This window comes from Pontibacter sp. MBLB2868 (genome assembly GCF_051904785.1).
In the GTDB taxonomy this organism is placed as follows: domain Bacteria; phylum Bacteroidota; class Bacteroidia; order Cytophagales; family Hymenobacteraceae; genus Pontibacter.
The window spans coordinates 2,505,972-2,520,842 of the sequence record NZ_CP196710.1 but is presented as its reverse complement, the minus strand read 5'-3'; the positions used below and the strand labels follow the sequence as shown (position 1 = coordinate 2,520,842).

At 52.0% G+C, this 14,871-nt stretch carries 11 protein-coding genes; 9 read left to right on the top strand and 2 right to left on the bottom strand.

What is annotated here, in order from left to right:
- Nucleotides 1–12: 12 nt before the first annotated feature.
- The 6 genes from ACSX1A_RS10640 to ACSX1A_RS10615 all read left to right on the top strand — a co-directional run bounded on the left by ACSX1A_RS10640 (nt 13) and on the right by ACSX1A_RS10615 (nt 7,974).
- Nucleotides 13–1,410, top strand: a complete 1,398-nt coding sequence (locus tag ACSX1A_RS10640; protein ID WP_439879635.1) for a TolC family protein — start codon at nt 13–15, stop codon at nt 1,408–1,410.
- 17 nt (nt 1,411–1,427) lie between these two features.
- Nucleotides 1,428–2,492, top strand: coding sequence for an efflux RND transporter periplasmic adaptor subunit (locus tag ACSX1A_RS10635; RefSeq protein WP_439879634.1), 1,065 nt, complete (start codon nt 1,428–1,430; stop codon nt 2,490–2,492).
- Entirely contained in the window at nt 2,489–5,566 is a 3,078-nt protein-coding gene (locus ACSX1A_RS10630; RefSeq protein WP_439879633.1) for an efflux RND transporter permease subunit, read from the top strand. The genes ACSX1A_RS10635 and ACSX1A_RS10630 overlap by 4 nt, the downstream gene beginning before the upstream one ends.
- A 222-nt stretch (nt 5,567–5,788) precedes the next feature.
- Nucleotides 5,789–5,926 (top strand): hypothetical protein, encoded by a 138-nt coding sequence (locus tag ACSX1A_RS10625; RefSeq protein WP_439879632.1) that lies wholly within the window; start codon nt 5,789–5,791, stop codon nt 5,924–5,926.
- A gap of 96 nt (nt 5,927–6,022) precedes the next feature.
- Nucleotides 6,023–6,328, top strand: a complete 306-nt coding sequence (locus ACSX1A_RS10620; protein WP_439879631.1) for a GNAT family N-acetyltransferase — start codon at nt 6,023–6,025, stop codon at nt 6,326–6,328.
- A gap of 773 nt (nt 6,329–7,101) precedes the next feature.
- Nucleotides 7,102–7,974 (top strand): leucine-rich repeat domain-containing protein, encoded by an 873-nt coding sequence (locus ACSX1A_RS10615; RefSeq protein ID WP_439879630.1) that lies wholly within the window; start codon nt 7,102–7,104, stop codon nt 7,972–7,974.
- Between the two features lie 89 nt (nt 7,975–8,063).
- On the opposite strand, the gene ACSX1A_RS10610 is transcribed toward ACSX1A_RS10615, so the two are convergent.
- Together ACSX1A_RS10610 and ACSX1A_RS10605 are read right to left on the bottom strand one after the other, a co-directional pair.
- Nucleotides 8,064–8,276 carry a heavy-metal-associated domain-containing protein gene (locus tag ACSX1A_RS10610; RefSeq protein WP_439879629.1) on the bottom strand — a complete coding sequence of 71 codons (213 nt, stop codon included), beginning with the start codon at nt 8,274–8,276 and terminating at the stop codon, nt 8,064–8,066.
- A 50-nt stretch (nt 8,277–8,326) separates the two neighbouring features.
- Nucleotides 8,327–10,585 (bottom strand): heavy metal translocating P-type ATPase, encoded by a 2,259-nt coding sequence (locus tag ACSX1A_RS10605; RefSeq protein WP_439879628.1) that lies wholly within the window; start codon nt 10,583–10,585, stop codon nt 8,327–8,329.
- A gap of 350 nt (nt 10,586–10,935) precedes the next feature.
- Between ACSX1A_RS10605 and ACSX1A_RS10600 the strand changes: the two genes are divergently transcribed.
- From ACSX1A_RS10600 to ACSX1A_RS10590, 3 genes are read left to right on the top strand one after another with little or no spacing between them, the layout of a single operon-like run.
- On the top strand, nt 10,936–12,132 hold the full coding sequence (locus ACSX1A_RS10600; protein WP_439879627.1) for a TolC family protein: 1,197 nt from the start codon (nt 10,936–10,938) through the stop codon (nt 12,130–12,132).
- 11 nt (nt 12,133–12,143) lie between these two features.
- A complete protein-coding gene (locus tag ACSX1A_RS10595) occupies nt 12,144–13,778 on the top strand; it encodes an efflux RND transporter periplasmic adaptor subunit (protein ID WP_439879626.1) in 1,635 nt (544 codons plus the stop codon).
- Nucleotides 13,779–13,805: 27 nt separating this feature from the next.
- On the top strand, nt 13,806–14,825 hold the full coding sequence (locus ACSX1A_RS10590; RefSeq protein WP_439879625.1) for a heavy metal-binding domain-containing protein: 1,020 nt from the start codon (nt 13,806–13,808) through the stop codon (nt 14,823–14,825).
- Nucleotides 14,826–14,871 lie beyond the last annotated feature (46 nt).

The following is a 14,871-nucleotide window of genomic DNA, read 5'->3' as shown; positions in this document are numbered from 1 at the left end:
AATACAACTTATATGAAACTATGTTTAAAATTTTATGCGATGATGCTCCTGCTCGGAGTGCTCCTGGTGCAGGTATCTGCGGCTAGCGCCCAGACAAGGCTGGAAGGATACATCAAGGAAGGCTTAAAAAGCAATCTTTATTTACAACAAAAGCAAAATGAGCTGAAGAAGGCGGGGCTTTCATTTCAGACTGCCAACAGCTATTTCCTGCCTGCTGTCAATTTTAGTGGAGGGTATACCAATGGAGAGGGAGGTCGCACCATCTCTTTGCCTGTTGGAGATATGTTGAACCCAGTATATGCCACACTGAATAAATTGACGGAAGGAAGGCCTTTCCCTCAGGTGGAGAACATGGAGCAAAGCTTCTTTCCGAGTGACTTATATGATGCCCCTGTACGGGCCACCTTGCCGCTCCTGAACAAGGACCTGCGCTATGCCAGTAAAATTCAACATGAGCAAATAGCCTTTCATGAACTAGGGCTAAGGATGTCTGAGCGGGAACTGGTAAAAGAGATAAAAACAGCTTACTACGGGTATTGGAGCGCACTGGAAGTGGTAAAGATTTACGAGAGTGCCATGCAACTGGTAACGCAAAATGTACAGGTGAATGAATCCTTGCTTCAGAATGGGAAAGGCCTGCCAGCTATGTTGCTACGTGCGCAAAGTGAATTAGAAAAAGTGAAAGCACAGTTGCAGGAAAGCCGAACGGCTGCAGAGAATGCCCAGCGTTACTTTAACCTGCTGCTGAACCGTGATCAGTTAACGCACATTGAAGCGGACACCGTTCTGGAACCAGCCCTGCAACTGGCCATACAGGCGCTGATCTCAGCTGATAATCAGGAACGAGAGGAGTTGGCCATGCTAAAAGCAGGAATGCGGATGCAGGAGGAAGTGCATGGCAGGGATCAGGATTACTGGGTACCCAAGGTGGGGGCCTTTCTTGATCTGGGGGTGCAGGCACAGCAACTAAAGTTCAATGGCCAGTCTGATTATTACCTGGTGGGTTTGACCGTAGACATGCCGGTATTCAATGGTTTCCGCCACCTCTATAAAAGCAGGAGTTCTATGCTTGACCTGGCCAATGCGCGTCTTCAACTTGAATATAAGAGACAGCAGGTACAACTTGCTGTTGATGTCTCCAGGAGAAATCTCCAGACCAGCTACCACAACTACCTAGCATCTCAACAGCGGTTAAAAGCAGCTGAAAGTTATTTTCACCTGATAACACGCGGCTACCGGGAAGGTATCAACTCGATGATTGAATTCATCGATGGCAGGACACAGTTGACGGAGGCCCGGCTGCAGGTGACGCTGGATGGCTTTAAGGTACTAAGTGCCTTTGCACAATTGGAGCGTGAAACAGCTTCTTATGTATTTCCTCAGGAAGAAGTGCAGTCCCCAATTAAATAGAAGAATACCTATAAACTATGAAAAAGATACCATTTCTAGGCGCAGCAACCTTAGTAATACTGCTGCTGCAAGCCTGTACAAAATCAGAAAGCTCTTCTGCGCTTCCTGCTGCAAGTGCACCCATACCGGTACACGTCACGCCACTTCAGAAAGAAGAAACGGAACCAGTGATCACGACTTCAGGTCAGTTCACAACCGATGATGAAGCTGCGTTATCTTTTAAAGTGGGAGGTGTCATCAGCGACGTGTTTGTCAAAGAAGGTGAGCGCATCCAAAAGGGGCAGTTGCTGGCCATACTGAACCAGGCAGAGATAAAGGCACTCGTCAAGCAGTCTGAATTAAGCGTGGAGAAGACGCACCGTGATTATACCAGAACGGAGAATCTGTACCGGGATAGTGTGGCAACGTTGGAGCAGCTCCAGAACGCCAGGACCGCCATGCAGGTTGCCAAACAACAGTTGGAAGCGGCCAGGTTCAACCTTACCTTTTCAGAAATAAGGGCTGCAGCAGACGGCTATGTTCTGAAACGGTTCGTGCAGCCGGGGCAAGTGGTGGCTCCAGGCGCTGCAGTGCTGCGCACAAATGGAGCAGGTAAAGGCAACTGGGTCTTCAAAGCGGATGTAAGTGATAAAGACTGGGCTGTGTTAGAGCCTGGTGATAGGGCCACCATTCTGACAGATGCAGCTCCCGGACAACCTATCGCGGCGACACTAATACGAAAGGCGGAAGGAGCGGATCCTGTTACGGGAGCCTTCCGTGTGGAACTGGCCATACAGCACAACGAGACGCCCCAACTGGCTTCGGGACTGTTTGGGAGAGCTACCATTCGGGCAAATAAGAAAAACAAGGTTTGGAAAGTACCTTATAATGCACTGTTGGATGGAAATGCGCATACAGGGTATGTATTCATCACATCTGACCATAAAACAGCTCAGAGGGTTCTTGTTTCGATCTCCACACTGGAGCGCAACGAGGCTTATGTGAGTGGTGGATTGGAACAAGCTGCCTTTCTTATCACATCCGGGAGTGCCTATTTGACAGATAAAGCATCTATCACAGTTGTTAAGAATCCTGCACAATGAAGCTAGCTGAATTTACTGTTAAAAACTACCAGTTCACCCTGGTGATCTTTCTGATGATCGTGGTGTTGGGTGTGACTACTTTACGCAACATGCCGCGCAGTGAAGATCCTGTTGTGGAGCCTCCCCAATTTCCAGTGGTCGTGGTTTACCCAGGTACCTCTCCCCAGGACATGGAAGAAAAGGTAGTGGACCTGATCGAGAAGAAGGTATCAGAGCTGGAAGACATAAAGAAGATAAAGTCCACGATCAGTGATGGTGTGGCCGTGGTGTGGGTATCTTACAAGCATGGAAACGAAGTGAATGATAAGTACCAGGAGCTGGTTCGGGAAGTGAATAGCCTGCGGGCTGCACTGCCGCCTGGCATCCAGCAGTTGGAAGTACAAAAAGTTGACCCGACGGCTGTTAATATTCTGCAGTTAGGGTTGGTTTCCGAGAATGCTTCCCTGAAAGACCTGAAGCAGCAGGCAGAGAAATTACAGGAGGAGTTGGAGCGATTGCCGCAGCTCAAGGATGTGGAGATCCATGGGCTACCGGAGGAGATCGTGCGAGTGGACCTGCATTTGGAAAAGTTAGCCAGTATGAACATACCCTTGCCTGCTGTGGTCAGCAGTCTGCAAGGTGATATGAGCCAGGTGCCAGGCGGCAGTGTGGAGGCGGGAGGAAACTCCTTTAATGTTAAGACGGGAAACAACCTTAGATCAGTGGAGGACATCTCCAACACGATCGTATTTTCCATGGAAGGCAAGAATACGCTGCTGAAGGAGGTTGCCGATGTACATCCGAACTTTGCCGAGGTGAAGCACATCACAAGGCTCAACGGGCATCGCTGTCTGTTTGTGACGGCTGCTTTGAAAGAGGGGCAGAATATTTCCAAGACACAGGAGGCCTACTTGCCCCTACTGGAAGATTTTGGAGAGTCACTCCCGCCAAACGTGGTACTTGTAACAAATTTTGACCAAGCAGATCATGTGAACAAGCGGCTGGGAGGGCTGGGCATTGACTTTTTGATTGCCATTTTGCTGGTTTCCATTACACTGCTTCCTTTGGGAGGACGAGCCGCCCTTGTCGTGATGATCTCAATCCCGCTGTCGTTGTCAATTGGTCTGGTCATGCTGAATGTATTGGGGTACAGCCTCAACCAATTAAGCATTGTGGGGCTGGTGGTGGCCTTGGGCCTGCTGGTGGATGACAGTATTGTGGTGGTAGAGAACATTGAGCGGTGGCTTCGGGAGGGGTATGGCCGGCTGCAGGCTACGATACTGGCTACAAAACAGATAGGGTTGGCTGTCGTTGGGTGTACCGTTACCCTCATTATCGCTTTTTTACCGTTAGTGTTCCTCCCTGAAAGTTCAGGTGATTTTATCCGGAACCTACCCATGGCAGTGATCGCCTCTGTGCTGGCCTCCATGCTGGTTTCCCTGACGATCATTCCTTTCCTCTCCAGCCGCATACTAAAGGAACATGCGGGCCCTGCAACGGGAAATATATTTCTGCGCGCCTTGCAGAAGATCATCCAGGGCAGCTATGCCCGATTACTGGACAAAGCGTTGCTGCGCCCAGTCTTAACTTTGGTCGCGGCTACGATCATATTTGGGGGTGCGTTGCTGCTCTTTCCTGTTATTGGTTTCAGTTTGTTTCCCGTTTCCGAGAAGCCACAGTTTCTGGTGAACGTGCGTGCTCCCTTACAAGCAAACTTGACCTATACGGATCAGCTGGCAAGGGAAGTAGAAGCCCTGCTGGCGCAGACACCTGAAGTGAAGTACTATGCGACCAATGTTGGGAAAGGCAATCCAAGGGTGTATTATAATGAGAGCCCGGAGCAGGAAAGGACTGATTTTGCACAGGTATTTGTACAGCTGCAGGAGGATATCGGTTTGGCTGAAAAGCTGGAGCTAACAGAGGCACTACGCCAGAAGTTCAGTCACTTTGCAGGAGCCAAGATAGAAGTGAAACATTTTCAGCAAGGCCCTCCTGTGACAGCGCCTGTTGAGGTGCGCCTGCTTGGACCGAACCTAGACACTTTGCGAACCTTGGCCTTTCAAGTAGAGAAAACACTAAAGGAGACCGAGGGTACGCTGTATGTGACGAACCCTGTGAGCCACTTGAAGTCAGATTTTAAAGTGGATGTGAATAAGGAGAAAGCCTGGATGCTGGGCGTCAGCCCATCGGATATTGCCCGCACGGTGCGGCTGGCTGTAGCGGGGCTACCGGCTGGTCGGTTCACAGACAGCGAAGGGGAGGAGCGACAGGTCTTGGTGACAACACCGAAGCAGGAACATGCTACCCTGGCGGCCTTTGATCATTTGATGGTGAACAACAGGCAGGGGAAGGCTTTTCCCTTGAGCCAGGTGGCTGACCTGCGTTTAGAGACAACCCCCCTGACGGTGGAGCATTTTAACAAGAGCAGGATGGTTGCTGTGTCAGCTTTTGTAGCCGAAGGGTTCCTGACGGACAAAGTGATACAGGAGGTAAAAGTAAAAATGGACCAGGTCAAGCTCCCCGCCGGCTATACCTACACCATGGGAGGTGAATTTGAGACCAGGCAAGAGACCTTTAGTGGCTTTGGCACTATTCTCATCGTTACCGTCTTTCTGTTCATTGCAGTTTTGGTACTGGAGTTCAAAACCTTCAAGAGCACGCTGATCGTGCTGTCTGTTATTCCGCTGGGAATAGTGGGGGCTGTGCTGGCGCTGTTTCTGACGGGAAATTCACTATCCTTTGTGGCGGTCATCGGCATGATCGCTTTGGTGGGCATCGAGGTAAAAAATTCTATTCTGCTCGTGGACTTCACCAACAAGCTGCGTGAAGAGGGACGGTCGTTGGAGGAGGCCATTCGCGAGGCGGGAGAGGTACGCTTTCTGCCTATCGTCCTTACTTCGCTCACGGCCATCGGCGGGTTGATTCCCATTGCAATCTCTAGTAATCCGCTGATAGCGCCACTGGCCATTGTACTGATCGGGGGGCTGGTCAGTTCTACGCTGCTTTCCCGCATTGTTACGCCTGTGGTATACAAATTAATACCGCCTGCGGTGCAGGTACAGCCCAAAGAGGAGGCATTACAGCTGCAGGTTTGAGTTGTCTGCTTTTACCTGGGGCTAAATGGGAGTTTAAGAAAAGGAGGGAGAACGTGAAGCGTGCGCCTGCTTGATAGCAGGCCAGTATTTCTCATTTTTCCGTTGCGGTCCCTGTATTGATTTTTCCAGGGGTGGTCTGTTCTAAAGCAGGCCACCCCTGGAAAGCTTGGCGGAAGGAGGCATGCAGGCCGCTTCGTGAAGGCGTGTAAGCAGGTGTAGCCGATGGTATGGCAGCGTATTCGAGGGCTTCGGCCCGATGGTGCCTCAAAGGCACTTAAATCTGACAAGGTAGGTGCCGAAAGTCTTGTACGGGTGAATGGATACGACCATGAAATAAAGAAAGGCATCTGGAAAAGTTGATAGGCAGTTGGTGCGGGCCGCTTCGAAAAAAGGAATGCTTGCTGCTTTCATATGACCAGATATAGAATACTTATAAGGGAAACCAGTAGTACATGCATGATAGTCAGAAACGTAAAAGAGAACGAACTATGGGAAGTAGTTGACCTCTGGTTTGAGACCTCGGTCAGGGCGCATAACTTCATTGCTGCCGACTTCTGGGAAAGGAACAGGCATGCCATGGCCACCAAGTACCTGCCCAACGCAGAAACCTATGTAGCCTTCGTGGAAAAGGAGATAATAGGTGGTTTCATATCCATGGTGGAGAACTACCTGGCAGCTGTTTTTGTCAGGCCACAGATGCAGGGAATGGGATTAGGGAAGCGATTGCTTGCGCATGTCAAAGACACCAGGCAATCCATATAACTTAGGGTTTATAAAAAGAACAGGAGGAGTGTTCAGTTTTATGTAATGCAGGACTTTATAATCCTATCTGAACAGGTGGAGGAAGAAACAGGAGAAGTAGAATACTTGATGAAGTGGGAAAGACAAAATTAGCAGGGAGGGGCTGGATTAAGTTCGTGTGCTCTTCTGATCAGCTATAACCTGATGTGTTGAAGCCCATGCAACTTTCGTCGCCTGCCTGTTGCCTCGGCACAGGTCAGGCGATCCAGTTTGTTCCTGCTTAGCCATCTTCATCGATAACAAAAGTAAAAAAATATGAAAGACTGCTGCAAGACAGGAGAGGAAGGAGAGCCTCGACCCGGAGCTAAATGGTTCAGGTGGTTCATGTACGGTGTTCTCCTCTTCATCCTTGCCTTTGCCTGCATCCAGCAGTTAAGGGGCTGATCTGTTCTTCCCCACTTTTTCTTGTTTCTACTTTCCTGAATAGAGGGGAAGCAGTGAATCCAAAGCATAGGAGCCAGGATGTCTCCCAATAGGATACCTCCTCTGCCCAACCACGACAAGCCACCACCAGTTGGCTACCTACGCATAGGTGCAAGGGAGTCTTAGACCCTGCTGCAGCTAATGAATCTTCAGAAAGCTGCACGGCTCATTCCCTCCGTCGAGGCTATCCCCTTTTTACTTCCTGACTATCGGTATCAGAGCAATGTCAGTTATTCCCTCGTGCGAGGAGAAAGGCTACCCAGACTATTCTTTTATGCTGATCCTCACTTTATTTTAACATACGTTTTAATATGGATATTCACACAACCTACCAACAGTTATGCGAGGCCTATTCTGATGAGAATCTGAACCTGATCGCGGGAAAGCTGATTACGCTTTACAAGAGCAAACGCTACGGTGCATTCCGGGAAATCGCCAATAAAATCTCACCCTATGTTGCTTTAGATGAAGAAAAAGATGTGAAACTGTTCCCAAAACTCATCGGGCTCTATCATCCTGACAGGGGAGAGGCCATCAGAAAGGAACTGGAGGAGGCCTACAGCCTGCAACAAGAGGAGGGATTGGACCGGTTTAAACATGTGCTTTTAGTTCAAAACCTGGAAAGGCTGGAGCAGCACCCGATAGCGGAAGACATCGGGTACGACCCTGTGTACTGCTGGGAGGAGACCAGAAAAGAAGGGTATTATGGGTATGATGAAGAGGAGCAGGAGGAGTATCAGTGGGAAGAGGAGGAGCTGACGTTCTACAACGCCATGAAGCTGAGAATATATGGGGAGCTGACCATTGACTTTCCGCCTTATTATTTGGAGGACTTCGCTGAGTACGAACTGACCCATAGTGGGATAGCATCGCTGGAAGGAGTCGCCTACTGTAAGCACGTGGTAAAACTGGACCTTTCCTTCAACCAACTAACAGAGATTGCCGAACTGTGGGGGCTGGGAGAGTTAGAAGAACTGTATCTGTCAAATAACCAGATCGGCTACATAGATGCCTTGAGTAACTTAACTAAATTAAGGTTCTTGGACTTATCGGGCAATGAGGTAGACGATCTGTCCCCCCTTTATGCATTAGATGCGTTGGAGTACGTCAATGTAGTGAACAACCCCTTGCGGCCGGCGCAAATAAAGGAACTGAGCGCTAAAGGGGTGGTGGTGGTCGCTTGATGATCTCCGAAGAATTCTGCTGTTTAACTCAACCACTGTAGTCTCAGACAAAAGGGCAGCCTCATGTGAGGCTGCCCTTTTGTCTGAGACTACAGTTGCTCCACTTTAAAGCCGATGTCCTGCAGGGTGGCTACGGCCTGCTCCACTACGGGTTCCTCCGCTTGGACGGTGAGTACCTTGTTTGTTGTTGTGACGTCAACGTTCCAATTGCCGGACAGGCCCTTGATGGCATCTAGGTGCGGGGCTGCCTTGCTGACACAGCCAGCACAGTTGATATTGGTTTTGAATTGTAGGGTTTGCATGTAAATTATAGTTAAGTGAAAAATATGTTTCTTGACTGTTTGTGACGGGCCTAAATCCGGTGGGACTTAAGCCGGAGGCTGTTGGAGACCACAGACACAGAGCTCAAGGCCATTGCGGCCCCGGCCAGCATAGGGTCCAACAGGAAACCGGTGAAGGGGTAAAGCACACCTGCGGCAATCGGTATCCCCACCACGTTGTAAAGGAATGCCCAAGTCAGGTTCTGCCGGATGGTGCGCACGGTCTTATGGGACAAGGCAAGGGTCTTGGGAATCATCATCAGGTCAGAGGTCATCAGGGTGATCTTGGCAACGTCCATAGCGATGTCTGTCCCTTTGCCCATGGCAATGCTTACGTCTGCCTGTGCCAGGGCGTGGGTGTCGTTGATGCCGTCCCCGACCATGGCAACGAATTTCCCCCTGCGTTGCAGTTCCTGGATAAAGGCTGCTTTTCCCGCTGGCAGTAGCTCCGCTCGATAATGCGAAATGCCTACTTCCTGTGCGACCGCCCGGGCTGTTTGCACATTGTCGCCCGTCAGCATGAAAAGCTCAATATCTTTTTTTTGTAGAGCTTCAATGGCTAGTTTGGAGCTAGGTTTCACCTGATCCGCCAGGGACAGGACAGCCAGAACCCCATTGTGATTTGCAAAATAGATGACCGTTTGAGCTTTTTCCTGCCAGTCGTTCGCCATGTCCTCCAGGTGGCGGTCAACAGGAACCTGGTGCTCGGCCAATAATTTCCTGTTGCCTGCCAGGTATACCCTGCCCTGGTAAGTGGCAACAACACCCCGGCCGGTGATACTTTCAAAATGCGACAGGGCGGCGGGAGGGGAGGTGTCTTGAAGTTTGGCCACGATTGCCTCTGCCAAGGGATGTTCCGAACTTGCCTCCATGGCGAGTAGCACCGACTGGTGTAAAGCACGATCGTGCTCCTCTCCAAACCATCCTATGTTTGAAACCTCGGGTTTACCTGCTGTGATCGTGCCAGTCTTATCCAGGACCACTGCATTTACCCGGTAGCCGAGCTCGAGGCTCTCGGCATCTTTGATCAGGATGTTGTGCTCGGCGCCTTTTCCGACTCCCACCATGATGGCTGTAGGCGTCGCCAGGCCCAAGGCACAGGGGCAGGCAATAACCAACACGGAAACCATCGCCAGCAAGGCATGGGTGAGTGAACTCTCCTCACCCAATAGCAACCAGGCTCCGAAACTAAGCAAGGCGATGCTTATCACGACAGGCACGAAGATCCCTGCTATCTTGTCCACTAGTTTTTGTACGGGAGCCTTGCTCCCCTGTGCCTCCTGAACCATCTTGATGATCTGGGCAAGTACGGTCTCTCCGCCTACTTTATCAGCTTGGAAGCTGAAGCGCCCTTTTTGGTTGACGGTTCCTGCATAGACCTTGCTGCCTTTCCCTTTGGCTACAGGCACGGGCTCTCCGCTGATCATGCTTTCATCCACATAGGAACTGCCGGAGATCACTGTGCCGTCGACCGGCACCCTTTCCCCTGGCCGCAGGACGAGCAGGTCGCCTACCTTTATGGTTGCGATGGGAACAGTTCTTTCTGTACCGTTTTCAAGCAATCTTACGGTCTTAGGCTGCAGGCCCATCAGCTTTCTAATAGCCGAAGAGGTGCTGGACTTCGCCCGTTCCTCCAGCAGCTTTCCCAGGAGGATGAAGGCAATGATGACCGTGGCGGACTCGTAATAAACATGAGGGTGCAGTCCCTTGCTGTGCAGGTAATGGGGAAAAAGGGTATTGAACAAGCTGTACAGGAAGGCAATGCCTGTGCTGAGGGCCACCAGCGTGTCCATGTTCGCCCTTGCCTGGCGTGCCTGGCGGATCGCGCTGCTGTAGAAGTGACGACCAAGCCAGATGACCGGTGCGGAGAGCACGAGCATGATCCAGTTGGCATAAGGCATGTCCATATAGAACATACCCACCACGACCACGGGCAAAGTAAGCACCGCTGCCCACACAGTCTTGCGTTTTAGTTGTCGGTAGTGTTTCTGTTGTGCCGCTTCCTGCTGCTGCGTAGCGTTCTCCGTATCGATCAGCAGGTCAAAGCCCGCCGCCTGTAAAACCTGTTGCATGTGTAGCAAGGATACTTTATCTGGGGCATAGGTGAGGGTTACTGTCTGGGAGGCAAAATTGACAGCTGCTTTTTCCACGCCCCGTTGAGTTATTAGCAGCGACTCGACGCTGCTGGCGCAACTAGCACAGGTCATTCCCAGGACAGGAAGCATCGCACGGTGCTGCGTTCGTTTTTGGGTAGCGGCCTCAGGTGGCGCTACCATTTCCATCGTTTTCATGTTATCTGTTCTTTTTGATTTGAAGGTATGCCCTTCAGGTGGCACAAAAGTAGTGTGCTGCTTGGAGGGGGCTTTACACTTTAGGCCCGATTCGTTATATAATTATAGGACGGTGCGAACATGCTGTTCTTTTCCCGCCAAAGCTCCTTGTGCCGCGTCAGCCAAAGTAAGTCTCCTGCCCCCGTAGCAGGAATTATGTAACGTTCTCCCTCTTTTCTATAAAGTCCACCCCTCATCGACCCTCTAATTTTGTAGCGTCATTAAAAGGCAACAGGCAGCTTTGCCAAGGGGAGTTTACCAGTGCTCCGCTGCTGCTTTCCACCAGGGATGCTATTGATACTGAAAAACCTATGAGAATGTGTTTAGCTTCGATTCGTAATTACCTGCTTCTGGCTCTTCTTTTTGCTATGCCAGGGAACATGCTTGCCCAGCAACTCTTAACGGCTGATGAGGCGGTGGAAAAGGCATTATTGTACAGCGGCCGTGCAGCGGCGGTTGAGCAGCGGGTAAGGAGGCAGCGGGCGCTGGAGCCGACGGCGTTCAGCATTCCCGCACCGGAACTCACCTTAGAGCAGGGGGGACGATCGCTTTCTTCTAAGGGGATTGCGCAATCGCTTGCGTTTCCGACCGTATATGCCCGGCAGTACAAGGTTCAGAAGCAGGAGACAGCGGTGGCGGAGCGGGAGAGGCAGCATACGCTACGGGAGATAGCCTATGAGATCAGGCTTTTATACCTGGATCTACAGTATGCTGAAAGCCTGAAAGCCCAGCTTTACCAGGTAGACACCTTGTACGCCAGCCTTGCAAAGGCTGCTGCGCGGCAATTCGAGGCCGGCCAGGTGGATTTCCTGCAAAAAGGCACGGCCTTAATACAGTATCAGGAGGTCCACACACGATACCTGCAAAGTGTTTCTTCCTGTACCTCTCTGAACAGGCAGCTTCAGTTGCGGACAGGTCTGGATATGCCCATTCGTACGACAGCACTTGTGCCTGCTGGGGGAGAGGAGCACAGGTCTGATAGCGTGGCCCTCCAGCAAAACCCCGGGTTGCTCGTGTTAGCCGAGGAGGTGCTTTTAGCCCAACAGCAGGTACGGCTTGCCCGGCATAAAGGCCTGCCAAATATGGCATTTGAGTACGTTCCCGAGCAGCGGGCAGAAATGGGGGATGCCGCCAAACTAAAGGTAGGACTAAGCATTCCGCTCTGGCAATGGCAGTACAAGGGGCACTTGGAGGCCGCGAAGGCCTCCCTGGAGATGGCTGAGCAGGAACGGCGCAGCTTTGAGCAGGATCTGGCTGTTCGGCTAACCGCCGTTCGGCAGGCATTGCAGGCCGGCAGCCTGGCATTGGCGAACCTGCATGGGTCGGAGGACACCATGCAGCAAATGGTAAGCGCTTCCATCCGAATGCTGCATGCCGGTGAGCTGGATCACATCAACCTCCTGCGCAATATCAACGAAGCTTGTAACATCCGCTTGACATACCTGCAAGTGGTACGAGACTATAACCAAGCAATTTTAACTCATAATTATTTAACAGGTGAACTATGAAAAAGATCATCATGCTCCTGCTTTGGGTGCCTGTGCTTGCCTTTGGGCATGGAGGGGAGAACCATGGCCAGGCCGCGGAGCCGACAGCGGCCGTCTCCTACTTCTCAGCCGAGGCCTCCTCGGGGAAATATGAGCTACTGCTGAAACATGGCCCCTTGGCACCCGGCCGGCCGGCCACCCTTACCCTATACATCAGCGACTACGAGACCAACGCACCCGTGGACAGCGCAGCGCTGCAGGTGTCGGTAGCGGGGTACCCGAACCTGGTAATCAAGGCTAGTAAAATAGAGCCTGGTATTTTCCAACTGCGTGGCATATTCCCCGACACAAAGGACTACAGCCTGATGGTGTCCTTGAACAGCAAGGCGGGTCCTGATCTCTTACAGGTAAGTAGTGTCAAAGTGGGAACTGCTTTACCCGGTGCTGTGCTCGAGCAGCCGGAAAACGGCGCTATGACAGGCTCCTGGCTCTTTGGGGTGGGTGGGGTAGTGGCTGGCGTGCTGTTGACGCTCCTGGTCAGAAGAAGGCCCAAACCAGGGCTGGCCGTTTCCGTGCTGGTGTTAGCTGCCTTTTTACCGGTTACCTCTTTCCAGAAGGTGCAGGCGCATGAGGGGCACGCTGCGCAGGCAACGGCCATGGCGGCATCGGGTTCGTTCCGCATGGAGAAGGAAACGCAGTTTCTGTACAGCGTGCTGACACAGCGTGTCACTTCCGGCGATTTTGAAGAGACGGTTGCCCTGTTTGGGACTGTCCTGGGTGCCCCTGAGGGGATGGCGGCCATACAGTCCCCTCAGTCAGGTAAACTACGCGCGTTGCAGGTACGGCCGGGTGAGCGTGTCGCCAAGGGACAGGTGCTGGCCCTGGTGGAGCAGCAGATCAACGCGGAAGAGCAGATATCCCTGGAAGCGGAGCGTAACCTGGTGGAGGCCGAATACGCCGCGGCGAAAGTACACTATGAAAGGCTGCAGCGCATCGCCGACATTGCTGCGCAAAAGGACCTGAGTGAGGCCAAGGCAAGATTCCAGGCCGCAGAAAAGAATAGGATTCTGTATCAGCACAACCGGGGGAGTGCCGGCGCAAAACTGGTGCAAGTAACGTCCCCGATCGCAGGGGTGGTTGCCCCTTTCTCCTACACGGCTGGTACCTTCGTGAGCGCTGGGGAGACCCTCTTTCAGGTGACCAGCCTGGAGAAGGTATATGTGGAGGCGCAGCTGCCCGCCATGGATGAGCTGAAGCTACAGCAAGTGACGGATTACTACCTAACGCATCCTTCCGGCAGCGGTGCTTCCTACGGGCTAAGGCTGCTTTCAGCTGCCCAGACCGTGCACACGGAAAACCAGTCCCGTCGCCTGGTGTTTGAGGTGCTGAACCCGAAGGGTGAGCTGAAGATAGGAGAGAACCTGAGGGTCCATGCCGTGTTGCCTGCTGCCAGTGGGCGGATCAGCGTTCCGCGGGAGGCTGTCATACAGGTAGGCGGCAAAGAGGCCGTCTTTGTCAAGGACAATGCGGAAACGGTACGGCTCCGCCACATCCTGAAGGGACAGGATAACGGGCGGGAAACAGTGATCTTAATAGGCCTGGAAGAAGGGGAAAGGCTCATCGTCTCGAGTGTATACCAAGTAAAGACCATTTATTTAAATAGATAAAACCTAAACCAATTAAAGAATAGAATTATGAAATCAACAGGATTATTATCGCTTTTATCTCTTTCTGCACTGCTGTTCTCTTGTGATACGGCAGGTACGTATGAGCATGCCGGGGCAGCCCAGGCCGAGACCGTTGCCACGGCGCAGGGGCATCAACACAGTTACCGCTGCAGCATGAACTGCGAAAAGGGCAAGACCTACGATCAGCCCGGAAAGTGCCCGGTGTGCGGCATGGCTCTGGTGCATGATGACGGGGGAATGGACAATGGCCTTTCGTATCAGATGCTTTACCGTAGCAAACCGCTCCAGTTAGAGGCGGGTAAGGAAGGCCTGCTGTTTTTTACGCCCAAGGTAAAGGGCAACGCTACGGAGATCGTACCACTGGACGAAGTGCATGAAAAGAAGGTGCACCTGATCGTGGTGAGCGAGGACTTGTCTTACTTTGAACACATCCACCCGGAGTACCAGGCATCCGGGTCTTACGACATCAAAGTGCTGGCTGAGGGACAACCGTATACGGCAGGGCCCGGTGCCGCTGAAACGCATTTCCGACACGGGGGCAACTACGTGATGTTTGCCGATTACCAGCCATCTGGCGGAGCGCATCAGGTGGAAAAGATCACATTTAAGGTGGATGGGCCGGAAAAGCCAGCCGTAACCTTCTCAAAGGAGCAGCTGACGGCAACAGCAGGGGAGTTTACCGTGGCGTTGGACGTCACCGGTGGAAAGCTTAAGGCCGGAGAGCCGGCCCATGTTGCCGGGGCTTTGCTGAAAGACGGGCAGCTGGTTGACCCGAACACGCTGGAAAACTTTTTAGGAGCAAAGGCACACATGGTGGTGATCAGTCTAAAGAACAAGGAATACCTACACGTGCACCCAGAGGTTATAAACAGTAAATTTGATCTGAACACCACGTTCAAGGAGCCGGGGATCTACAGGGGCTGGATCCAGTTCAAGGCAAAAGGAAAAGTACACACGGTTGATTTTACTTTGAATGTAGCGGAGGGGGCGGCATCGCCGGTCGCGGGCACGCACGCAGCCCATTAATTCATTTATCATGCCTCTCGGCAGTAAGCCTGCGGAGAGGCAAATT

What these genes read in the sequence shown, in the direction of transcription:
- ACSX1A_RS10640 (WP_439879635.1), top strand. Translation starts at nt 13, where the DNA reads ATGAAACTATGTTTAAAATTTTATGCGATGATGCTCCTGCTCGGAGTG.
- ACSX1A_RS10635 (WP_439879634.1), top strand. Translation starts at nt 1,428, where the DNA reads ATGAAAAAGATACCATTTCTAGGCGCAGCAACCTTAGTAATACTGCTG.
- ACSX1A_RS10630 (WP_439879633.1), top strand. Translation starts at nt 2,489, where the DNA reads ATGAAGCTAGCTGAATTTACTGTTAAAAACTACCAGTTCACCCTGGTG.
- ACSX1A_RS10625 (WP_439879632.1), top strand. Translation starts at nt 5,789, where the DNA reads ATGGTATGGCAGCGTATTCGAGGGCTTCGGCCCGATGGTGCCTCAAAG.
- ACSX1A_RS10620 (WP_439879631.1), top strand. Translation starts at nt 6,023, where the DNA reads ATGATAGTCAGAAACGTAAAAGAGAACGAACTATGGGAAGTAGTTGAC.
- ACSX1A_RS10615 (WP_439879630.1), top strand. Translation starts at nt 7,102, where the DNA reads ATGGATATTCACACAACCTACCAACAGTTATGCGAGGCCTATTCTGAT.
- ACSX1A_RS10610 (WP_439879629.1), bottom strand. Translation starts at nt 8,276, where the DNA reads ATGCAAACCCTACAATTCAAAACCAATATCAACTGTGCTGGCTGTGTC.
- ACSX1A_RS10605 (WP_439879628.1), bottom strand. Translation starts at nt 10,585, where the DNA reads ATGAAAACGATGGAAATGGTAGCGCCACCTGAGGCCGCTACCCAAAAA.
- ACSX1A_RS10600 (WP_439879627.1), top strand. Translation starts at nt 10,936, where the DNA reads ATGAGAATGTGTTTAGCTTCGATTCGTAATTACCTGCTTCTGGCTCTT.
- ACSX1A_RS10595 (WP_439879626.1), top strand. Translation starts at nt 12,144, where the DNA reads ATGCTCCTGCTTTGGGTGCCTGTGCTTGCCTTTGGGCATGGAGGGGAG.
- ACSX1A_RS10590 (WP_439879625.1), top strand. Translation starts at nt 13,806, where the DNA reads ATGAAATCAACAGGATTATTATCGCTTTTATCTCTTTCTGCACTGCTG.